The sequence below is a fragment of the Aliidongia dinghuensis genome, from assembly GCF_014643535.1.
Classification (GTDB): Bacteria; Pseudomonadota; Alphaproteobacteria; order ATCC43930; family CGMCC-115725; genus Aliidongia; species Aliidongia dinghuensis.
Map to the genome: position 1 here is coordinate 243,377 of NZ_BMJQ01000007.1, position 20,011 is coordinate 263,387.

The window sequence follows — 20,011 nt, forward strand, 5'->3', positions numbered from 1 at the left end:
ATCTCCAGTTGAGGTGCGGAGACGCTCGGCGGTCGCTTGACAATCTTGTTATGCTCATGTTTAGCATAAGAGAGCCGGAGTGATCCGGCTTTTTCTGACACCTGAAATGCTCCTTATGAGCATAATGGAGTAGTCGATGCCTGTTCTCTCCGCCGCGGCCCGCAGCACGCCTATGCCCGACCGGCTGGCCCGCGTCATCCCGCCGATCGAATGGCCGTTCTTCGCCGACGACATCGCCGCGATCGAGCGGCTGAAGCGCCAGCGCAACGCCATCGTGCTCGCGCACAATTACCAGACGCCGGAGATCTTCCACGGCGTCGCCGACATCGTCGGCGATTCGCTGGCGCTGGCGCGCGAGGCCGTGCGGGTCGAGGCCGACGTGATCGTGCTGGCCGGCGTGCATTTCATGGCCGAGACGGCGAAGCTGCTCAATCCGGGCCGCACCGTGCTGATCCCCGATGCGGCGGCCGGCTGCTCGCTCGCGGCCTCGATCACCGGCGCCGATGTGCGGTTGTTGCGCGAGCGCTATCCGGGCGTGCCGGTCGTGGCCTATGTCAACACCTCGGCCGAAGTGAAGGCGGAGGCGGATATCTGCTGCACCTCCGGCAATGCTGTGAAGATCGTGGAATCGCTTGGCGTCCCGCGCGTCATCATGCTGCCGGACCAGTATCTGGCGAAGAATGTCGCGGCCGAGACGAAGGTCGAGATCATCGCCTGGGCCGGTCAGTGCGAGGTGCACGAGCGCTTCACCGCCGCCGACATCGCGACCCTGCGGCAGAGCCATCCGGGTGTCGTCGTGCTGGCCCATCCGGAATGCCCGCGCGAGGTGGTCGAGGCGGCGGACTTCGCCGGCTCGACCGCCGCCATGGTGGGCTATGTCGGCACGCGCCGGCCCGCGCGCGTGGCGATGGTCACGGAATGCTCGATGGCCGACAATGTCTCGGTCGATTATCCCGACATCGAATTCGTGCGGCCGTGCAACCTGTGCCCGCACATGAAGCGCATCACGCTCGCGAAGATCCGCCGCGCGCTCGAGACGATGGCGCCGGAAGTGACCATCCCGGAGGATCTCGCCGACCGGGCGCGCCGGTCGGTCGAACGCATGATCGAGATCGGCTAGGCGCATCATGACGCTGAACCTGAATGAACTGGCCGGGCGGCCGGTCATCGTCGGCGCGGGGCTGGCCGGGCTCGTCGCCGCCCTGGCGCTGGCGCCGCGTCCCGTCGTGGTCGTGACCAAGGCGACGCTTGGCGCCGGTGCTGCCAGCGGCTGGGCACAGGGCGGGGTCGCCGCTGCCGTGCTGCCCGGCGATGCGCCGGCGCTGCACGCGGCCGACACGATTGCCGCCGGCGCCGGCCTGTGCGACCCGGCGATGGTCGAGCATGTGACGGGCGCCGCACCGGCAGCGATCGAGGTGCTGCTGAGATACGGCGTGCCGTTCGACCGCGACGTCGAGGGCCGGCTGCTGGCCAGCCTCGAGGCTGCGCACGGCCGGCCGCGGGTGCTGCATGTCGGCGGCGACACCTCCGGCCGCGAGATCATGGCAGCCGTCGTGGCGGCGGTGCGTGCGACGCCGTCGATCACGGTGCTCGAGGCGACGGCGGTTCATCGGCTGATCGCCGACGGCCGGATGCTGGGCGTGGCGCTCGCCGGTGATGGCGAGAGCGGCGTGCTGCCGACCGGGCGGGTGCTGCTCGCGACCGGTGGCCTCGGTGGGCTCTGGCGTCACACGACCAACCCGCCGGGTGCCGTCGGGCAGGGGCCGGCGCTGGCCGCGGAGGCCGGCCTGCCGCTGGTCGATCTCGAATTCATGCAGTTCCACCCGACCGCGATCGACGTCGGCGCCGATCCGATGCCGCTCGCGAGCGAGGCGCTGCGCGGCGACGGCGCCGTGCTGATCGACGAGGCGGGCCGGCGTTTCATGGCCGGCGTGCCGCGGCAGGAGCTGGCGCCGCGCGACGTGGTGGCGCGCGCGGTCTGGGCCGAGCTCGAGGCCGGTCGCCAGGTGTTCCTCGATGGACGTCAAGCGATCGGCGCGCGCTTTCCCGATCGTTTCCCTGCGGTCACCGCGGTCTGCCGCGCTGCCGGCATCGACCCGGTCACCATGCCGATCCCGGTTCGGCCGGCGGCCCACTACCATATGGGCGGCATCCCGACCGACGTGCACGGCCGGACCGCGCTTGCAGGCCTGTGGGCCGCCGGCGAGTGCGCCTCGACCGGCCTGCACGGCGCCAACCGCCTCGCGTCCAACTCGCTGCTCGAGGCGGTCGTCATGGGTGAGGCGGCAGCACGCGACATGTCCGGATACGAGGCGGCGGACGCCGAGGGCAACTTGCCGGTCCCGTCGACGCGTCCGGCCGATCCGGACGGGCTCGCCGAAATCCGCCGTATCCTCGGCGCCCATGTCGGCGTTCGGCGTGACGCCACGGGCCTGACCCGGGCGATTGCGGCATTGGCGCCGCTTGCCGCCCGCCCGACTGCGGCCGCAGGACCGGCGCTGGTCGCGCTCATGATGGCGGTCGCGGCGCTCGACCGGCCGGAAAGCCGTGGCAGCCACTACCGGGCCGACCATCCCCATCCGGTCGCAGCCCTCGCCCTTAGCCGGCCGCTCGACGCTGCTGAAGCCCTGCGGCGGCTCCAGTCCCTCCGTGAAGAAGGATTTGCCGCATGACCCTCTCGCCGCTGCCGACGCTGCTCGTCGAACCGCTGGTCCGCAACGCGCTCGCCGAGGACCTCGGCCGGGCCGGCGACATCACGACCGACGCCATCGTGCCGGCCGATCTCCGGGCCTGCCTTGCGCTCAATGCCCGGCAAGCGGGCGTCGTCGCCGGGCTCGACTGCGCGATCCTGGCGTTCCGGCTGATCGACCCGCGCGTCGAGGTGCGGGTCCGCCGGCCGGATGGCAGCCCGCTCGCCCCGGGCGACATCCTCGCGGAGGTCGAGGGGCCCGCGCGCGGGCTGCTGACGGCGGAGCGGGTGGCGCTCAACTTCCTCGGCCATCTCTCCGGTATCGCGTCGGCGACCGCCGCGATCACGGCGGCGATCCGGCCGCACAAGGCGCGCGTCACCTGCACGCGCAAAACCATGCCCGGCTTGCGGAGCCTGCAGAAATACGCCGTGCGCGTCGGCGGCGGCGCAAATCACCGCTTCGGGCTCGATGACGCGGTGCTGATCAAGGACAACCATGTCGCGGTCGCCGGCGGCATTCGCCCGGCGGTCGAGCGGGCGCGCGCCGCGGTCGGCCACCTGGTCAAGATCGAGCTCGAGGTCGACAGCCTGGCCCAGCTCGACGAAGCGCTGGCGCTCGAGGTCGACGCGGTCCTGCTCGACAACATGGACCCCGCGACCTTGCGCGAGGCGGTGCGCCGCGTCGATGGGCGCATGATCACCGAGGCGTCGGGCCGGATCACCGCCGAGACGGCGCCGGCCGTGGCGGCGAGCGGCGTCGACCTCATCTCGATCGGCTGGCTCACCCATAGTGCGGCCGTGCTCGACATCGGGCTCGATGCGGTGTGACCCACCTCAACCATAACTGTTGTGATTGTAACGCTTCTCTCGCTTCCCGAAGCCGGTTTGAAACCGGCTCGGACCAGTTTTCCTCTGTCGATACGTGAATGTTCCCCTGGAGCCGGTCTCGCACCAGCCACAGGTCCAATCCGAAAAGACGAGGAAATCGAATGATACAGAGAAAGTCGTTCCTGGCGGCTGCGCTGACGGCCGCCATGATGTCCGCTGCCTTGGTGCCTAGCGCCAACGCTGCCGAAGACCATTCGCTGACGCCGTTCGCCTACAAGCGGACGAATCTCGTTGCTGACACCCAGGGCGTGGCACCCACGACCGACCCGCTGCTGCTCGACCCCTGGGGGCTCGCCTTCCAGCCGGGCGGCGCCTTCTGGATCAATGATCGCGCGTCCGGCGTCTCGACGCTTTACACCGGCACCGGGACGAAGGTGAACGCGACCTTCACGATCCCGAACCCGACCAATGCCCAGGCGCCGTCCAGCCCGACCGGCCTCGTCTGGAACGCGACTTCGGGCTTCAAGGTGCCGGGCACCGCGCTCACCTCGGTCTTCCTGTTCGCGACGCTCCAGGGCTCGATCGCCGCCTGGGCGCCGAACCTGCCGGTGGCGCCGACCGACGCGGTCACGGCCGTCGACAATTCGAAGACGGGTGCCGTCTACACCGGCCTCGCGCAGGGCGAGAGCACCAAGGGCTCGTTCCTCTACGCCACCAACGTCAAGACCGGCCAGATCGACGTGTTCGACACGACCTTCCAGCCGGCCGGCGACAAGCTGCCGGGCCATTTCACTGATCCGGCGATCCCGGCCGGCTTCGTGCCGTTCGGCATCCATGCGCTCGACGGCAACCTCGCCGTGACCTATGCCCGGCAGAATCCCCAGAAGAACTTTATCGTGCCGGGCGCCGGTGCCGGCTTCGTCGACATCTTCGACACCAATGGCACCCTGGTGCAGCGCCTGGCGGCGGGCGGCCCGCTCAACGCGCCCTGGGCCGTCACCCGGGCACCGGCCGGCTTCGGCGGCCCGAGCGGCGAGATCCTCGTCGGCAATTTCGGCGACGGCCACATCCTGTCCTATGACGAGGCCGGCGACAGCATCCACATCCTGGTCGACGAGCAGCGCCAGCAGATCACTATCCCGGGCCTGTGGGCGCTGCATTTCGGCGGTGGCGCGGTTTCCGATCCGCGCACCCTGTTCTTCACCGCCGGCATCGGACAGGGCCAGCACGGCCTGTTCGGCGCGCTGACGCCGGTCGATCCGTTCGACATCGCCAGCAGCAACTGAACCTTGAGGCGGCCGGCGGGCGTGGTCGCCCGCCGGTCGATTTCGGCAATTACCGATGTAATCCTTTTCCAGTTGGCCGAGATCGCGCCGTAATTCCGGTGAGTGATTTTCGCTTCCCATAAGAAATGAAGGGAAGCGTTCCTATGAAATCACCTGATATCCGCAGCTACTACGAACTTCTTGAAGCGCTGGCGAAGCGTCGAGAACAGAAGAGGGCTCGGACTCTATTTCGGGTTCGGACTCAATCTTCGGGCTGGGCGTCGTTTCTCGGGGATCGTTGGCGGAAGCGCCTGGCGGTGGCGTTGATCGAAAGCTTTTGGGAGGGCTGCGTCCTCTACGCCGCGGCCCAGAATCCGGGGCTTTGGTTCGCCAACGAGGACGAAGCGCCATCAGCGCACCCACCGCAAAGCCCCGAACCACGACGGGTCAGGCGTCGTGCTCCAGACGCGTGTCGCAGACCGCCGCGACCGCCGCGAAGGCGGCATTGAGCTCATCGACCAGGCTGCGGAGCTCCTCGGTCCCGACGGTGCTCTTCTCCAGCTTCTGCAGGCGCGTGGCGATCTCGGTCATGCGCTCGAAGCCCAGCAACTCGGCGGAGCCCTTCAACGCATGGGCCTCGCGGGCGAGCAGCCGCGTGTCGTGGTGGGCCAAATGATCGGCAATGCGCGCGAGGCGCCCCCGGCTGTCGCTGAGAAAGACCGACGTGATTGCCTGGGCGGGCCCTGGACCCACGTCATGGAGCAGACGCTCCCAGGCCGCGGGATCGGCAATGCGCAGGTCGTCGGAGCAAGGCTCGTGGCCGCGCGCGATATGAAGGGTCATGGCGCGGGCAAGCTCGGCCCAGCGGAACGGCTTGGTCACGACGGCCTGCATGCCGGCCTCGATGCAGCGCGCCTGATCTTCCGGAAAGGCGCTCGCCGTCACGCCGACAATCGGCACGCGGCTGGCCGGTCCCGGCAGCTGCCGGATGCGCCGGGTCGCCTCGAGCCCGTCGACCTCGGGCATCTGCACGTCCATCAGCACCATGTCGTAGGCAACCGAGGCTACGGCCGCGATCGCGGCCGTGCCGGTCTCGACCGCGTCCGCCGTGAACCCAAGCTTGCCCAGCATGGTAACGGTGATCACCTGGTTGGTCGGATTGTCCTCGGCCACGAGTACCCGGCCGCCGAGGGGCAGAGGCATGACCATCGCGTCGGCCGCGTCGTCGTTGATCATGGCGTTTCGGCGATCATGGCGTTTCAGCCGGCTTGGCTTGCATCTTGCGGTACAGGGTCGAGGGATTGACCCCGAGCGAGGCGGCCGCGCGCGAGATATTGCCGCCCGCCGCCGCGATGGCGGCGTCGATCGCCTCGCTCTCCGCGAGCGCCAGCGGTTTCAGTTCACGGATCCGGCTGCCCGACCGATCGTGGGGTTGATCCTGGAACTGCTCGCGCTGGCGATAAAGCGTCGACGGGCTGATCTCGAGCTTGGCGGCTGCCTGCAGCACGTTGCCGTCGCTCGCCTCGAGCGCCAGCTCGATGAGGTCGCGCTTCAAGTCCGACAGCCGGAGCGAGGGAGGGGGCGTCGCGTGCCCATTGCGGCGGACGACGGACAGCGCCACGGGTTCGGACGTGGGGGCGCTGCGGCCCTGGGCGAGCGGCTCCGGCAGCATGCTCGGCAGTACCGTGTCGCCGTCGTTCATCAGCACGACCTGGCGCACGACGTTCTGCAGCTGGCGGACGTTGCCGGGCCAGCCGTATTCGCTCAGCAGCCGCTCGGTCTCCGGCGCGAAGCTCTGGAAGCTCCGGCCTTCTTCCTTGGCATATTCCTGGAGGAAGCGGCGCGCGATGAGCAGCATGTCCTCGCTGCGCTCGCGGAGCGGCGGCAATGCCAGCGGCATGACATAGAGACGATAGTAGAGATCCTCACGGAAGCGGCCGGCCTCGACCGCCTTCAGCGGATCCCGGTTGGTTGCCGAGATGAAGCGGACGTCGACCTTCTCGATCTGCGTGCCGCCGACCTTCTGGAAGGTGCCGGTCTGGATGAAACGCAGGAGCTTCGCCTGCAGGCCGATGTCCATCTCGCAGATTTCGTCGAAGAACAGCGTGCCGCCGTCGGCAAGGCGTCCGGCGCCCTCGCGGTCGGCGACCGCGCCGGTGAAGGCGCCCTTCACATGGCCGAAGATCTCGCTCTCGATCAGGTCCTTCGGGAAGGCTGCGCAATTGAGCGCGATGAATGGCTTGTCCCGGCGCGGGCTGCGGCGGTGCACGGCCTCGGCGGCGAGCTCCTTGCCGGTGCCGCTCTCGCCGGTGATGAAGACCGGTGCCTTCGACTGGGCCGCGATGTCGATGATGCGATAGACGCCGCGCATGGCGAGCGATTTGCCGACGAAGCCGCAGAACTGCTCGTCGCCGGGCGGCTCGAACGTATCGACGATGCGGCGCAGGTTCACCCGCTCGAGCGCATTGTCGAGCGTCACGAACAGGCGTTCGGGCGCGAAGGGCTTCACCAGGAAGTCAGAGGCGCCCTCGCGCATCGCCTCGACGGCGACGTTGATCGAACCGTGGGCGGTGATGACGACGACGGCGACGTTCAGTCGACGCTGGGCGATCCATTTCAGGATCTCCATGCCCGACATGTCCGGCAATTCGATGTCGAGCAGGACGGCGGCGAAACCCTTCTCGGCGAGTGCCGCCAGCGCCGCACCGCCAGTCTCGCAATGCAGCGTGTCATACGGTCCGCGCCGCAGGTACTCGAGATAGACCCGGGCGACCGCGGGGTTGTCCTCCACCAGGAGCAGCGGGTGCCGAACCGTCACTTTCCTCTCCGAGGTGCGTTCTCCGACGACCAGTTTACCATGTTTGGTTGCCGCCGATGATAGCGGGGCGCCGGCGGCCTGTCGCGTCTTGTCGCGCCTCGGAGCGGAAGAGCGGAAGCAATGTGACATTTCCGCTAAGCTCATCCTTAAGCTTGCCGGGGCGCATCTATCGGACGGCAGTCGGCGTAAGTCGTTGGGGCGAAAAGACAGGGCGGAGGATCATGGCGCATCTGACGGTCGGCGAAGCGCTGGCGGCCCTCGCCGGCTCAGGCGAGATCTACCGGAAACTGCTGGCGCGGCCGGGACTCGACATAGCACTTTACAAGCCGGACGGGATCGATCCGCAGACGCCGCGTCGGCCGCTGACACATCTTTGGAACATGGCAGGCGCGCGAAACGTTCTAAGTTTAAGAATCGGGCAAGCAATCTCTGTTCATGCTTCCTATCTATAGGCTGTTCATTGTCGAGGAGTGGCGATCATGGGCTTGGTGGCGATCTTGATCGGGACGCTCGGACGGGCAGCCGCTTGGCTCAGGCCCGAGCCCGCGGGTTCCCTGCAGCCGATCCCGGTTCGGGTACGCGAACGGCGTCCCCGTCGCCGTGACTGAGGGCCGTCGCTGATCAAGGTTGGCCGTCGCTCCGGCGTCGGCGATTTATGATGCGTCACGTTATGATGCGTCAGGGGCGTCTTTCGGATAGCCGGTTTGAGCGGCGCTTCGGCACCGGCCTCGACGTCCTGCAGCAACGATCCGCAGTCGTTGTCCTCTGCAGGTGATCGATCTCGACAGACGAGAGGGGCATCCCGATCCATCTTCGGCCGTTGCGCATATCGGCGAATGGCGGCACTGTCGGGATCTTCCATCGAAAATCCGCGCCGGGAAATCGCCATGCCATCCTCCGACTCCACCGTTTCGGCGCCCGTCGAAATCGAGCGGAAGTTCCTCGTGACCGGCGAGGGCTGGCGGGATAATGCGCGGAGCGAGGCGATCGCCCAGGGCTATTTTGCGACCAGCGACGATTCCTCCGTGCGCGTCCGCGTCCGCGGCGAGTGCGCGTTCCTCACCATCAAGGGGCCGTCCCGCAGCGGGGTGCGCGCCGAGTTCGAATATCCGATCCCGCTCGACCATGCCCGCGCGATGCTGCGGCAGTTCTGCGGCGGCCGGATGATCGCGAAGCGGCGCTACAGCCTCGCCCACGCCGGCCGAACCTGGACCGTCGACGCGTTCGAGGGCCCGCTCGCCGGGCTGCTCCTCGCCGAGGTCGAGCTCGATCACCCGGACCAGCGGGTCGCCCTGCCGCCATGGCTCGGTCGCGAGGTCACGGATGATCCGCGCTACTTCAACAGCGCACTCGCGCGGGCGGACGGGCCGCCACGGGAATGGGCCGACTAGCCGCCGGCGATCAGCGCCAACAGCCGCTCGGCCGCATGGCTGCGATAGCGCTCGGCGTGATGCAGCACATGGAATGCGCGCTCCGGCAGCGGAATCGGCACGGGGCAGAGCAGGCCCGCCTCGATGCTGGAGGCTGCGACCGACGCCGAGAGCGCTGTGGCGCCGAGGCCCGCCTCGACCGCCGCACGCACGGCCTCGTTCGACGGCAGCTCGAGGGCGACGCGCAGACTGCCTGACGCCAGGCCGAAGGCCGCGAGCGCCTGCTCAAACACCGCCCGGGTGCCGGAGCCCGCTTCGCGCAGCACCCAATCGCTCTCGAACAGTTGTTCGGGTGTGACGTCGGCGCGGCCGGCCCAGGGATGCTCGGGCCCGACAACGATGATCAGCTGATCGCGCGCGACCGGCCGGCTCAAGAGCGCCGGATCGTCGACGGATCCTTCGACGAAGCCCAGCTCGGCGGCGCCCGATCGCACCGCCGTCGCGACTTGCGCCGTGTTGCCGATGGTGAGCCGGATGTCGATGCCCGGATGGGCGCGGCGGAAAGCAACCAGATGCCGGGGCAGCCAGAAGCTCGCGATCGTCTGGCTCGCCTCGACCACGAGCGTGCCGCGCTTGAGGCCGCCCAGCTCGGCCAGCACCAGCTCGGCCGCTTCGGCGCGGGCGAGGACGGCGCGTGCCTCAGCCAGGAACAGGCTGCCGGCTTCGGTGAGCTCAATGCCGCGGCCGACGCGGTGGAACAGCTTGGCGCCGTGCCGGCCCTCGAGCGCGGCGATGGCGGTGCTGACCGCCGACTGCGCGAGATTGAGCGCCTCGGCGGCGCGGGTGACGTGCTGGCGCTCGGCGACGGCGACGAACACGCGGAGTTGGTCGAGGGTCATGGACGGCACCATATCAGCCTCCGCGCACGCCGCTAGCCGAAGTCCGCCTCGAGGTCCTTGGGGATCGCCCCTTTGGCGAGGCAGGGCGAGACGAACAGCGCGTGGTTCCAGGCGCCATGGAGCGTGCGGGCGGCGATCGTGACCCAGAGCAGGGCCAGGCAGACGACGAGACCGGCGCCGACGGTGCCGAGAAACGCGACATGGGTTCCGCGTGCCAGCGCCAGCGTCGCTACCGCATAGACGCCGATCGGGAAGGTGAAGCCCCACCAGCCGAGATTGAACGGCATGCCGTCACGCAGGTAGCGGATCGTCGTCGCCACGGCGAGCGCCAGCCACCAGGCGCCGTAGCCCCACAGGATCGTGCCGCCGACGAGGCCGATGCCGGCCGCAACCGCGCCGATGCCAGGGAGGCCGGCGGCGTCGCAGACCCGGGGCGCGTCGGCGCCGAGCAGCAGCAGGCCAAGCGCGCCAGTGCCGATCGGCCCGAGGGCGAGCCAGCCGGACGCGGCCATGTCCTTGTGCGGCAGCTTGTGCAGCACCAGGCGCAGCACGAGGATGACGAGGATGCTGAGCGCGAGCGGCACGGAAAAGGCCCAGAGCGCGTAGCCCAGCACCAAGAACCGCAGGGCGGCCTCGGGATCGGCGACGTGCGGGATCAAGGTGCCGGCGCTCGCGGCGGCGACTTCGGCCGCGACGATCGGCAGCAGCCAGACCGCCGTCATCTTCTCCATGCTGTGATCCTGGCGCGTGAACATCAGGAACGGGACGGCGACGCCGCAGACGACGGCCATCGCCGCATCGACCCACCACAGCGCCGTGGCCAGGGCCGCGGCCCGATCGCCCCAGTGCGGGATACCGAAAGCGACGAGGCCGTTCACGATCGTGGCGAGGCCCATGGGGATGGCGCCGAAGAACATCGACATGACGGAATGGCCGAAAATGCGCTGCGCCTCGCGCGGAAACATCAGCCAGCGCGCGGCGTAGAACAGGCTGAACAGCCCGAACAGCCCGGTATTGCCGATCCAGAGCGCCTCGGCGACCCGGTCGAGCGCCGGGGTGGCGAACGGCGCCTGCTTGAGGGCGAGCGCCAGGATGCCCGTGCCCATGGTGACGGTGAACCAGTTCGGGGTGAACCGGCGGACGATCTCGCCGAGCGGCGCGCTCCTGGTCGGGCTCAAGGCCGGTGCCGGCAATGCCGCGATCACGCTCATGATGAATTCTCCTCGCTTGGCCCGCGGGGTCCCGCCGGCGCTGGAGGAAAGGTGGAGGCAGCAGATCGTTCTATAAAATAGATTTGATGGATTATTTTGTTCTTAAAAATAGATTAAAAAGCGCCTTGGCACCCAGATCGTTTCAATCGCGAAAGACGAATGGTGGCGCGGCATTTCGTGTCTTACATCAATGCCGTCGACCGATTCCGCGAAGGAGAGTGTTCATGTCCCGTCCCGCAAAGCGCATCACCATCACCGGGGCCGCCGGCCAGATCTGCTACTCGCTGCTGTTCCGCGTGGCGCGCGGCGATGTCTACGGCCCGGACCAGCCTGTCATCCTGCAGCTGCTCGACCTGCCGCAGGCCCAGGCTGCCGTGCGCGGCGTGGTGATGGAGCTCGATGACTGCGCCTTCCCGCTGCTCGCTGGCGTCATGATCACCGACGATCCGGAGACCGCGTTCCGCGATGCCGATGCGGCGATGCTGGTCGGCTCCCGCGCACGCTCGAAGGGCATGGAGCGGCGCGACCTGCTCGCCGCCAACGCCGAGATCTTCAAGGTGCAGGGGCGGGCGCTCAATGCCGCGGCCCGGCGCGATGCGCGCGTGGTGGTAGTGGGCAACCCGGCCAACACCAATGCAGCCATCCTGGCGCAGCACGCACCCGACTTCCCGGCGGAGAACATCACCTCGATGATCCGCCTCGATCACAACCGCGCTGCCTCGCAACTCGCCGCCAAGGCCGGCGTCGGCGTGGAGGCGATCGAGCGGCTGGCGGTCTGGGGCAACCATTCCCCGACCATGTTCGCCGACTGGCGCTTCGCGACCGCCGGCGGCCGGAGCCTGCCCGAACTGATCGGTGACGAGACCTGGTACCGCGAGACGCTGATCCCGACGGTCGCGAAGCGCGGCACGGCGGTGCTGGAGGCGCGCGGCGCCTCGTCCGCCGCCTCGGCGGCCAACGCCGCGATCGACCATCTCCACGATTGGATCCACGGCACGGATGGCCGCTGGGTCTCCATGGGTGTGCCGTCCGACGGCAGCTACGGCATCCCGAAGGGGCTCGTGTGCGGCGTACCGGTCACCTGCGCCGGCGGCCGCTACGAGCGAATTGCCGGCCTCACGTTCGACGGCTTCGCGCAGTCCATGTTCGACCGGACAGTGGGCGAGCTCGCCGAGGAAATGGCGGCGGTCGCCGCCCTCTGAGCCGGGCGGGACAAGCGGCCGCACCGGGCCAATATTATGACGAAGACGGGCCTCGCCAAAGGACGAGGCCCGTCGCATTGACAATCGCCAAGCGTTGCATTCTAATAAAATGAATGATTTAGGGCTTCGGTGAAGCCGTGTATCGGCAATGTATGGTTACGGTGCCGACTGTCTCGACGATCAGCGCGAGAGTAGGGTAGGACACGCGTTCGGGCGCCCGGCCATGTCGCCGGGAGGTGCCGCCGGAAGTCCTTGTGGCATACTGAGTATTGACAGAGGCGTGAAGCGATTTGTCGGGCCGACCTGAGGCGGCCGGCTGTGGTTCATTTCCCTATCCTTCAACCATGAGGATAAGACGGGGATGGCTATCGCGCGCATACTTGTCCTGGTGGCGATCGGCTCGGTGCTGTTCCACCTCCTGAGCCCGTGGCGTGCCACGCCGATCGCGTCGAACTGGGCCTATATCGACGACACGATCGACATCACGTTCTGGATCACCGGAACGGTGTTCACCGCGGTCGTGCTGTTCACCGCCTATTGCGTGTTCCGGTTCCGCCATCAGCCGGGCCGGCGCGCGCATTACGAGCCCGAGAACAAGCGGCTGGAATGGCAGCTTGCCATCGGCACGGCGATTGGCGTCGCGGCACTCCTGACGCCGGGCCTGTTCGTGTGGGCCAAGTTCGTGACGGTGCCGCCGGATGCGACCGTGGTCGAGGTCGTGGGCCAGCAATGGCAATGGAGCTTCCGGCTGCCCGGCAAGTCCGGCCGGCTGGGAACGTCTGACGTCCGCTACATCAGCGCCGATAACCCGCTGGGCCTCAATCCCAAGGACCCGGATGCGCAGGGCAACGTCGTGGTCCAAGGCGACGACCTGCACCTGCCGGTCGGCAAGCCGGTGCGGGTGCTGCTGCGCTCGATCGACGTGGTGCACGATTTCTACGTGCCGGAATTCCGGGCGAAGATGGACCTGATGCCGGGGCTCGTCACCCGCTTCTGGTTCACGCCGACCCAGACCGGCACTTACGAGATCTTGTGCGCGGGCTTCTGCGGCGTCGGTCACCCGCAGATGCGCGGCAATGTCGTGATCGACAGCGAGAGCGATTACCAGAAATGGCTGCAGAAGCAGCAGACCTTCGCGCAATTGCGCGAACGGAAACAGAAGGAGCTGGCCGCGAACGGCACCGCCGTCGTCGCCAGCGGGGAGGAAGGCGCACGGTGACGGCCCCGTTCGGGCTTAGCCAGGTCGGCTTAGTCAGGTCGGCTTAGTCAGGTCGGCTTAGTCAGGTCGGGCTGAAACGGATCGGGCCGCATCGCCGCCGGAAAGAAGAGGCGTTGCGATGGTCGATGTCGTACGCGGCGGAGCCGGATTGCTTCCGCCGGCAGAAGTCGAGGATGTCGAGCTCTATCATCCGAAGAGCTGGCTGACCAAATACGTCTTTTGCCAAGACGCCAAGGTCATCGCCATCCAATACTCGCTGACCGCGACGTCGATCGGCCTGGTGGCGCTGGTGCTGTCATGGCTGATGCGGCTCCAACTGGCATTCCCCGGCTATTTCGACTTCATCCAGGCCGACAATTATTATCAGTTCATCACCATGCACGGCATGATCATGGTGATCTATCTGCTGACGGCCCTGTTCCTGGGCGGCTTCGGCAATTACCTCATCCCGCTCATGGTCGGCGCGCGGGACATGGTGTTCCCCTATGTCAACATGCTGAGCTACTGGGTCTATCTCTTGGCCGTGCTCGTGCTGGTGGCGAGCTTCTTCGTGCCGGGCGGGCCGACCGGCGCCGGCTGGACGCTCTATCCGCCGCAAGCGATCCTGCAAGGCACGCCGGGGGCCGAGTGGGGCATCATCGTGATGCTGGTCTCGCTCATCCTGTTCATCATCGGCTTCACGATGGGTGGGCTCAACTACGTGGTGACGGTGCTGCAGGGCCGCACGCGGGGCATGACGCTGATGCGGCTGCCGCTCACGGTCTGGGGCATCTTCACCGCGACGGTCATGGCGCTGCTTGCGTTCCCGGCGCTGTTCGTCGGCTGCGTGATGATGCTGTTCGACCGGCTGCTCGGCACCAGCTTCTTCATGCCGACCCTGATCACCGCCGGCGAGATGCTCAAGACCAACGGTGGCAGCCCGATCCTGTGGCAGCACCTGTTCTGGTTCTTCGGCCATCCGGAAGTCTATATCGTGGCGCTGCCCGCATTCGGCATCGTGTCCGACCTGATCAGCACCCACGCGCGCAAGAACATCTTCGGCTATCGCATGATGGTCTGGGCGATCGTCGGCATCGGTGCGCTCAGCTTCATCGTCTGGGCGCACCACATGTACGTGAGCGGCATGAACCCCTATTTCGGGTTCTTCTTCGCGACGACGACGCTCATCATCGCGGTGCCGACGGCGATCAAGGTCTACAACTGGGTGCTGACGCTCTGGCGCGGCGACATCCACCTGACGGTGCCGATGCTGTTCGCGATTGCTTTCATCGTGACCTTCGTGAACGGCGGCCTTACCGGCCTGTTCCTCGGCAACGTGGTAGTCGACGTGCCGCTCTCGGGCACCATGTTCGTGGTCGCCCACTTCCACATGGTGATGGGCGTCGCCCCGATCCTCGTCGTGTTCGGCGGCATCTATCAATGGTACCCGAAGGTGACCGGGCGGATGTTGGACGACGCGCTCGGCAAGCTGCATTTCTGGGTCACGTTCGTCGGCGCCTACGCGATCTTCTTCCCGATGCACTACCTGGGGCTCCTGGGCGTGCCGCGGCGCTACTACGAGCTCGGCCCGACCGCCTTCGTGCCGCCGTCGGCCGCGACACTCAACGTCTACATCACGATCGCGGCGCTCATCGTCGGCGCCGCCCAGCTCGCTTTCCTGTTCAACCTGGCCTGGAGCCTGCGCCATGGCCGCGAGGCCGGCGGCAATCCGTGGCGGGCGACGACGCTCGAATGGCAGACGCCCTCGACGCCGCCGCCGCACGGCAACTGGGGCCGCGAGCTGCCGGTCGTCTATCGCTGGGCCTATGATTACAGCGTGCCGGGGGCGGAGGAGGACTTCATCCCGCAGAACCAGCCCCCGCTCGCCGAAACTGCCACCCCGCGCGCCGGCTAAGTCCCATGAGCGCCATCTTCCTGTTCCTCGCGGTTGTCGCGGTGATCGCCGGCTGGTGGCTGGCGCAGCAGCGGCTCATGGCCAAGCCCTGGCTCGAGGAGGGGGCGCTCGGCGAATTCCCCGGGTCCGGCGCCCCGTCGGTACCGGCGGCGGCGATCGGTCTCGGCGTGTTCCTGGCGGTCGTGGGCTCGCTCTTCGCGCTGCTGATCAGCGCCTATTCGACGCGCATGTCGTTCTCCGATGTGCCGCCGCTGCCGGCGCCCCGGCTGCTCTGGCTGAACACGGGCGTGCTGGTCTTGAGCAGTGCGGCGCTGCAATGGGCGGCGATCTCGGCCAAGCAGGGCGAGCTCGACCGCGTGCGGATCGGGCTTTTTCTCGGGGCACTCCTGGCGCTCGCATTCCTCGCCGGCCAGTTCCTCGCCTGGCGCCGGCTGGCGGCGGCCGGCTATTTCCTCACGGGCAATCCCGCAAGCGCCTTCTTCTATCTCATCACCGGCGTGCACGGGCTGCATCTGGCCGGCGGCATCGCGGCGCTCGGCCGAAGCGCTGCGCGGGTCTGGAGTGATCGCATCCAAGGGGGCGAGCTCAGGCTCGGCCTCGGGCTCTGCGCCGCCTATTGGCATTTCCTGCTGGCGCTCTGGCTGGTGCTCTTCGCCGTGCTCACGAGCGGCGGGGACGATTTTCTCGCGATCTGCCGATCGCTGGCCGAGTAACGCTTGAATCGCAAAGGGAGCCGGATAGATGACCGATCCTGCGCTGACCGACACGGGACACCCGCTCGCCCGAGCGCAAGGCCTGCGCGGCGTCGCCGCCGACTGGGCGTCCGATCAGCGGGTGTTCAAGAACGTGTCCTGGGGCAAGGCCATGATGTGGATCTTCCTCCTCAGCGACACCTTCATCTTCAGCTGCTTCCTCATCTCGTACATGACGGTGCGCATGTCGACGACGGAGGGCTGGCCGAACACTGGCGAGGTCTTCGCGCTCACGGTCGGCGGCCACTCGACCCCGCTGCTCCTCATCGCCATCATGACCTTCATCCTGATCAGCAGCAGCGGCACCATGGCGATGGCCGTCAATTTCGGCTATCGCCGCGACCGGGTGAAATCCGCCGGGCTGATGCTGGCGACCGCGGCGTTCGGCGCGACCTTCGTCGGCATGCAGGGGCTCGAGTGGACGAAGCTCATCCTCGAGGGCGTCCGGCCGTGGGTCAATCCCTGGGGCGCCCACCAGTTCGGCTCGTGCTTCTTCATGATCACGGGCTTCCACGGCACGCACGTGACGATCGGCGTGATCTTCCTCATCCTCATGTCGCGCAAAGTATTACGCGGCGATTTCGATACCGAGCGGCGAGGCTTTTTCACAAGCCGCAAGGGCCGGTACGAGATCGTCGAGATCATGGGCCTCTATTGGCACTTCGTCGACCTGGTGTGGGTCTTCATCTTCGCACTGTTCTATCTCTGGTAGGGGCGCATCATGGCACACGTAACCATAGAGGCACCCGGCCACGCGACCGCGCAGGCCAGCAGCCACGAGCACTCGATCAAGGTCTATCTCTTGGTCTGGGCCTGGCTGTTCGTGCTCAGCACCTGCTCGTACCTGGTCGATTATTTCGACATCCAGGGGCAGCTCCGCTGGTTCCTGATCCTGCTGTTCATGGTCGTGAAGGCCGGCCTGATCGTCGGCGTGTTCATGCACATGGCCTGGGAGCGCCTGGCGCTCATCTACGCGATCCTAGTACCGCCGGTCGCGGTGCTGGTGTTCGTCGGGATCATGATGTTCGAGTCGGACTATACGCTCTTCGTCCGCATACTCTTCTTCGGGAAAGGACCGTAGCGCGGGGGGCTGGCGGCCCAGGTCACGAAACGACTGAAGTGAAGGGAAATTTGGCGCACCCGACACGATTCGAACGTGTGGCCTCTGCCTTCGGAGGGCAGCGCTCTATCCAGCTGAGCTACGGGTGCAGCGCCAAGCGGGGCCCTAAAGGCGGGCGGTCCGCGGATAGTGGCGCGAAGCTAGCCTGAACGGGCGGTCGGGCTCAACCCCCTAAATCGCATGGCGGGTGAGACGGCGGCCTTTCCGTCGTCCCTATGCGATCGCGGCTCTCTTATGAGGCCGGTGGGAAATGCGCGGCGGCCTGGTCGGCGCCGCTCGGCAAGGGTGCCCGATGGTCGTTGATCCAGGCGACCAGGTCGTCGTCGACCTTGCGCCGGTCGAGATCGCGCAGGATCAGGTGCCAGCCGTTGGCGTAATAGGCGAGCCGCTGGGTGCCGTCCTCAGTCCGCGGCAGGCGCGCCATCAGGTCGGCGATCGGCGCCTTCGGGATCACATGGTCTTTGGCGCCGTAGAGCACCAGGAGCGGCTCCGTCACCTTGGAGGCTCCGGCCAGCGCTTCGTCCATGAGGTTGACCAGGCCGTAGATCGCGTCCGTCCGGGTCGCATGGATATAGAGCGGGTCGCGACCGAGCGCGCGCAGCATCGGGATATTGTCCGACGCCTGTATGCCGAGGCCGCGCCCGGTGAAGCGCATGTCCGGGATGACGCGCACGCCGGCCCAGAGCGCCGCCCGATTGATGAGCGGCTGGGTATCGCGCGCCCAGACCGCGGGCGGTGCCAGGATCGCACCGTCCGGCAGGTCCGGCCCGCCGTCGGCGAGGGTCGCCAGCACGACAGCACCCCCCATGCTGCAGCCGAGCGCATAGACCGGGATGCCCGGCAGACGCGAGCGCACGAGGCGGATCGCCGTGCGCAGGTCCTGCTTCAGCGTCTCGACACCCGGCCAGAGGCCCGGATGGGCCGAATGGCCGAAGCCGCGCTGGTCATAGGCGAAGGTGGCGATGCCGTGCCCCGCCAGATAGGTGCCGGGATCGGCGAATTCCTCGGCATAATCGTCGAAGCCGTGCAGCGCCACGATTGCGGCGCGGGGCAGCACGGGCCTGCCCTGGGCGTCGGTCGGCAGCCAGGTCTGCAGCGCCAGGGCCTCGCCATCGTCGGTCACCAGCCAGTCCTGGACCAGCCCGGCGTAGGGGATCTGGCCGGGGCCAAGCGGCCGGGCCGCCGTCAGCGAAGTCTGGAAATCGGGCGGCGCGCAGGCACCGAGCAGCAGGGCCGGCAGCATGCAGGCCGCAAGCCTGACGCTGCTGCGCCAACTGTGCCGCACCGACGCCCGCCGCATCCGCCTCTCAGCGCCCGCCGTTGCTGTTCGGGCCGTTGCTGTTCGGGCCGCCGCCGTTCGGGCCGCCCGCGTCGGCTCCGCTGCCGGTCAATTGCAGGAAGATGTCCTGGAGGTTGGTCTCTTCGGTCGAGACGTCGAGAATGCCGTAACCGGCGGCACCAACCGCCGCCAGCAGCGGGCCGAGCTCGGTGCTGCTCGGCTGGTAGCGCAGGCGGAGCTTGGCCGGCGCCACGCGCTCGAAGCCCAGCGACGCCAGCGGCTGCGGCAGCGGCTCGGGATCGGTGCCGAGCGTCAGGATGATCTCCTTGGCGTCGAGCCGGCGGAGGAGCGCCTCGGTCGTGTCGTGGGCGACAAGGCGGCCGTGATCGATGATGGCGATCCGGTCGCACAGCTCCTGCGCCTCTTCGAGATAATGGGTCGTGAGCAGGATCGTCGTGCCGTCGCGGTTCAGCTCGCGGATATAGGCCCAGAGATTCTGCCTGAGCTCGACGTCGACGCCGGCAGTCGGCTCGTCCAGCACCAGGATCGGCGGGCTGTGCACCATGGCCTTCGCGACCATGAGGCGCCGGCGCATGCCGCCCGACAGCGTGCGCGCGTAGGCCCTGGCCTTGTCGGCCAAGCCCACCGCCTCCAGGATCTCCATGGTGCGGCGCTGGCGCTTCGGCACGCCATAGAGCCCGGCCTGCAGGTCGAGCAGCTCGAACGGCGTGAAGAACGGGTCGATGTTCAGTTCCTGCGGCACGATGCCGATGGCGGCGCGCGACTGGCGCGGCTCCTCGTCGATGTCGTGGGTCCAGATGCGCGCCCGGCCGCCGGTCTTCACCACGAGGCCGGCCAGGATGTTGATCATGGTCGACTTGCCGGCGCCGTTCGGGCCGAGCAGGCCGAACATGGCGCCGCGCGGGACCTTGAGGTCGACATGGTCGAGCGCCGTCACGGCGCCGAACCGGCCGCGCGGCGCGTAGGTCTTGCTCAAACCGTCGAGCTGCAGCGCAAATTCGGGCAGGCCCGGGGCCGTTGTGACGGCATCGGCGGCGATAAGGGCAAGGGGGGCGGGAGAGGCAGTCATTGCATGTGTCCGGGCAATGGGTATCATCCCGCGCCGACAAGGGTCAATGCGCGCACGGTCGCGCCGCCCGCTCCCTATTCCGCCAATGCCTTGGGATACCCCACGCGATGACCACGCCTTTCGAAACCATCACCGTCGAGACCAAGACCGTCGGCTGCAGCGGCAGCGGCGGTGCCGACGGTGGCCATCCGCTCGTCTATCTGAACCTGCTGCCGGCCGGCAAGGTCGAGTGCCCCTATTGCTCGCGCCTGTTCGTCTACGAGGCGCCGAAGGATGGCAGCGCCAGCCACGCGCACTAACGGGCCACGCGCATTGCGCCGCCTGTCGTCTCCGCCCCCATCGTTTCCGCCATTTGGGGAATGACGATCAACAACA

The 20,011-nt window shown here is 67.6% G+C and carries 19 protein-coding genes and 1 tRNA gene; 13 read left to right on the plus strand and 7 right to left on the minus strand.

Going from position 1 to position 20,011, the window contains the following annotated elements; all coding sequences use genetic code 11:
* The first annotated feature begins 136 nt into the window (after positions 1-136).
* The 4 genes from nadA to IEY58_RS15195 all read left to right on the plus strand — a co-directional run bounded on the left by nadA (position 137) and on the right by IEY58_RS15195 (position 4,803).
* On the plus strand, positions 137-1,120 hold the full coding sequence (gene nadA, locus IEY58_RS15180) for a quinolinate synthase NadA (RefSeq protein ID WP_189047191.1): 984 nt from the start codon (positions 137-139) through the stop codon (positions 1,118-1,120).
* A gap of 7 nt (positions 1,121-1,127) precedes the next feature.
* Entirely contained in the window at positions 1,128-2,672 is a 1,545-nt protein-coding gene (locus tag IEY58_RS15185; RefSeq protein WP_189047192.1) for an L-aspartate oxidase, read from the plus strand.
* Positions 2,669-3,517 carry a carboxylating nicotinate-nucleotide diphosphorylase gene (nadC, locus tag IEY58_RS15190; RefSeq protein ID WP_189047194.1) on the plus strand — a complete coding sequence of 283 codons (849 nt, stop codon included), beginning with the start codon at positions 2,669-2,671 and terminating at the stop codon, positions 3,515-3,517. The genes IEY58_RS15185 and nadC overlap by 4 nt, the downstream gene beginning before the upstream one ends.
* Before the next feature lie 161 nt (positions 3,518-3,678).
* Positions 3,679-4,803 carry a TIGR03118 family protein gene (locus IEY58_RS15195; RefSeq protein ID WP_189047196.1) on the plus strand — a complete coding sequence of 375 codons (1,125 nt, stop codon included), beginning with the start codon at positions 3,679-3,681 and terminating at the stop codon, positions 4,801-4,803.
* Between the two features lie 426 nt (positions 4,804-5,229).
* On the opposite strand, the gene IEY58_RS15200 is transcribed toward IEY58_RS15195, so the two are convergent.
* Together IEY58_RS15200 and IEY58_RS15205 are read right to left on the minus strand one after the other, a co-directional pair.
* Positions 5,230-6,018: a response regulator gene (locus IEY58_RS15200; protein ID WP_189047198.1), complete on the minus strand. Its 789-nt coding sequence runs from the start codon at positions 6,016-6,018 to the stop codon at positions 5,230-5,232.
* Between the two features lie 13 nt (positions 6,019-6,031).
* A complete protein-coding gene (locus IEY58_RS15205; protein ID WP_229743741.1) occupies positions 6,032-7,600 on the minus strand; it encodes a sigma 54-interacting transcriptional regulator in 1,569 nt (522 codons plus the stop codon).
* 221 nt (positions 7,601-7,821) lie between these two features.
* Here IEY58_RS15205 and IEY58_RS15210 point away from each other — a divergent pair, with 221 nt between their 5' ends.
* Both IEY58_RS15210 and IEY58_RS15215 read left to right on the plus strand, forming a co-directional pair.
* On the plus strand, positions 7,822-8,052 hold the full coding sequence (locus IEY58_RS15210) for a hypothetical protein (RefSeq protein WP_189047202.1): 231 nt from the start codon (positions 7,822-7,824) through the stop codon (positions 8,050-8,052).
* 435 nt (positions 8,053-8,487) lie between these two features.
* On the plus strand, positions 8,488-8,991 hold the full coding sequence (locus tag IEY58_RS15215) for a CYTH domain-containing protein (RefSeq protein ID WP_189047204.1): 504 nt from the start codon (positions 8,488-8,490) through the stop codon (positions 8,989-8,991).
* Here IEY58_RS15215 and IEY58_RS15220 read toward each other — a convergent pair.
* Together IEY58_RS15220 and IEY58_RS15225 are read right to left on the minus strand one after the other, a co-directional pair.
* A complete protein-coding gene (locus tag IEY58_RS15220) occupies positions 8,988-9,869 on the minus strand; it encodes a LysR family transcriptional regulator (RefSeq protein WP_189047206.1) in 882 nt (293 codons plus the stop codon). The two genes, IEY58_RS15215 and IEY58_RS15220, sit on opposite strands and share 4 nt — an antisense overlap.
* Before the next feature lie 32 nt (positions 9,870-9,901).
* Positions 9,902-11,080: a TDT family transporter gene (locus IEY58_RS15225; RefSeq protein WP_189047208.1), complete on the minus strand. Its 1,179-nt coding sequence runs from the start codon at positions 11,078-11,080 to the stop codon at positions 9,902-9,904.
* A 224-nt stretch (positions 11,081-11,304) separates the two neighbouring features.
* Between IEY58_RS15225 and IEY58_RS15230 the strand changes: the two genes are divergently transcribed.
* The 6 genes from IEY58_RS15230 to IEY58_RS15255 all read left to right on the plus strand — a co-directional run bounded on the left by IEY58_RS15230 (position 11,305) and on the right by IEY58_RS15255 (position 17,228).
* Positions 11,305-12,282, plus strand: coding sequence for a malate dehydrogenase (locus IEY58_RS15230; RefSeq protein WP_189047210.1), 978 nt, complete (start codon positions 11,305-11,307; stop codon positions 12,280-12,282).
* Between the two features lie 361 nt (positions 12,283-12,643).
* A complete protein-coding gene (locus IEY58_RS15235) occupies positions 12,644-13,501 on the plus strand; it encodes a cytochrome c oxidase subunit II (RefSeq protein WP_189047212.1) in 858 nt (285 codons plus the stop codon).
* A 118-nt stretch (positions 13,502-13,619) separates the two neighbouring features.
* Complete coding sequence (gene ctaD / locus IEY58_RS15240) at positions 13,620-15,395, plus strand: cytochrome c oxidase subunit I (protein ID WP_189047214.1); 1,776 nt, start codon at positions 13,620-13,622, stop codon at positions 15,393-15,395.
* Positions 15,396-15,400: 5 nt separating this feature from the next.
* Positions 15,401-16,108, plus strand: a complete 708-nt coding sequence (locus tag IEY58_RS15245) for a cytochrome c oxidase subunit 3 (protein WP_189047216.1) — start codon at positions 15,401-15,403, stop codon at positions 16,106-16,108.
* A 28-nt stretch (positions 16,109-16,136) separates the two neighbouring features.
* The gene (locus tag IEY58_RS15250) at positions 16,137-16,859 is read left to right on the plus strand and encodes a heme-copper oxidase subunit III family protein (protein ID WP_189047218.1); all 723 of its coding nucleotides are present in this window, start codon (positions 16,137-16,139) and stop codon (positions 16,857-16,859) included.
* A gap of 9 nt (positions 16,860-16,868) precedes the next feature.
* The gene (locus IEY58_RS15255) at positions 16,869-17,228 is read left to right on the plus strand and encodes a cytochrome C oxidase subunit IV family protein (protein WP_189047220.1); all 360 of its coding nucleotides are present in this window, start codon (positions 16,869-16,871) and stop codon (positions 17,226-17,228) included.
* A gap of 51 nt (positions 17,229-17,279) precedes the next feature.
* On the opposite strand, the gene IEY58_RS15260 is transcribed toward IEY58_RS15255, so the two are convergent.
* The 3 genes from IEY58_RS15260 to IEY58_RS15270 all read right to left on the minus strand — a co-directional run bounded on the left by IEY58_RS15260 (position 17,280) and on the right by IEY58_RS15270 (position 19,636).
* Positions 17,280-17,356: transfer RNA gene (locus IEY58_RS15260), tRNA-Arg, on the minus strand.
* A 143-nt stretch (positions 17,357-17,499) separates the two neighbouring features.
* Positions 17,500-18,567, minus strand: coding sequence for an alpha/beta hydrolase (locus IEY58_RS15265; RefSeq protein ID WP_189047223.1), 1,068 nt, complete (start codon positions 18,565-18,567; stop codon positions 17,500-17,502).
* Between the two features lie 7 nt (positions 18,568-18,574).
* Positions 18,575-19,636 carry an ABC transporter ATP-binding protein gene (locus IEY58_RS15270; RefSeq protein ID WP_189047224.1) on the minus strand — a complete coding sequence of 354 codons (1,062 nt, stop codon included), beginning with the start codon at positions 19,634-19,636 and terminating at the stop codon, positions 18,575-18,577.
* Positions 19,637-19,743: 107 nt separating this feature from the next.
* On the opposite strand from IEY58_RS15270, the gene IEY58_RS15275 reads away from it, so the two are divergent.
* A complete protein-coding gene (locus IEY58_RS15275; protein WP_189047226.1) occupies positions 19,744-19,935 on the plus strand; it encodes a zinc-finger domain-containing protein in 192 nt (63 codons plus the stop codon).
* Positions 19,936-20,011 lie beyond the last annotated feature (76 nt).

Excerpts from the sequence above, each read along its gene's own strand:
- IEY58_RS15245 (WP_189047216.1), top strand. The coding sequence starts at position 15,401 with ATGAGCGCCATCTTCCTGTTCCTCGCGGTTGTCGCGGTGATCGCCGGC.
- IEY58_RS15270 (WP_189047224.1), bottom strand. The coding sequence starts at position 19,636 with ATGACTGCCTCTCCCGCCCCCCTTGCCCTTATCGCCGCCGATGCCGTC.
- nadA (WP_189047191.1), top strand. The coding sequence starts at position 137 with ATGCCTGTTCTCTCCGCCGCGGCCCGCAGCACGCCTATGCCCGACCGG.
- IEY58_RS15215 (WP_189047204.1), top strand. The coding sequence starts at position 8,488 with ATGCCATCCTCCGACTCCACCGTTTCGGCGCCCGTCGAAATCGAGCGG.
- IEY58_RS15225 (WP_189047208.1), bottom strand. The coding sequence starts at position 11,080 with ATGAGCGTGATCGCGGCATTGCCGGCACCGGCCTTGAGCCCGACCAGG.
- IEY58_RS15195 (WP_189047196.1), top strand. The coding sequence starts at position 3,679 with ATGATACAGAGAAAGTCGTTCCTGGCGGCTGCGCTGACGGCCGCCATG.
- IEY58_RS15255 (WP_189047220.1), top strand. The coding sequence starts at position 16,869 with ATGGCACACGTAACCATAGAGGCACCCGGCCACGCGACCGCGCAGGCC.
- IEY58_RS15235 (WP_189047212.1), top strand. The coding sequence starts at position 12,644 with ATGGCTATCGCGCGCATACTTGTCCTGGTGGCGATCGGCTCGGTGCTG.
- ctaD (WP_189047214.1), top strand. The coding sequence starts at position 13,620 with ATGGTCGATGTCGTACGCGGCGGAGCCGGATTGCTTCCGCCGGCAGAA.
- IEY58_RS15230 (WP_189047210.1), top strand. The coding sequence starts at position 11,305 with ATGTCCCGTCCCGCAAAGCGCATCACCATCACCGGGGCCGCCGGCCAG.
- nadC (WP_189047194.1), top strand. The coding sequence starts at position 2,669 with ATGACCCTCTCGCCGCTGCCGACGCTGCTCGTCGAACCGCTGGTCCGC.
- IEY58_RS15265 (WP_189047223.1), bottom strand. The coding sequence starts at position 18,567 with ATGCGGCGGGCGTCGGTGCGGCACAGTTGGCGCAGCAGCGTCAGGCTT.
- IEY58_RS15220 (WP_189047206.1), bottom strand. The coding sequence starts at position 9,869 with ATGACCCTCGACCAACTCCGCGTGTTCGTCGCCGTCGCCGAGCGCCAG.
- IEY58_RS15210 (WP_189047202.1), top strand. The coding sequence starts at position 7,822 with ATGGCGCATCTGACGGTCGGCGAAGCGCTGGCGGCCCTCGCCGGCTCA.
- IEY58_RS15185 (WP_189047192.1), top strand. The coding sequence starts at position 1,128 with ATGACGCTGAACCTGAATGAACTGGCCGGGCGGCCGGTCATCGTCGGC.
- IEY58_RS15275 (WP_189047226.1), top strand. The coding sequence starts at position 19,744 with ATGACCACGCCTTTCGAAACCATCACCGTCGAGACCAAGACCGTCGGC.
- IEY58_RS15250 (WP_189047218.1), top strand. The coding sequence starts at position 16,137 with ATGACCGATCCTGCGCTGACCGACACGGGACACCCGCTCGCCCGAGCG.
- IEY58_RS15200 (WP_189047198.1), bottom strand. The coding sequence starts at position 6,018 with ATGATCAACGACGACGCGGCCGACGCGATGGTCATGCCTCTGCCCCTC.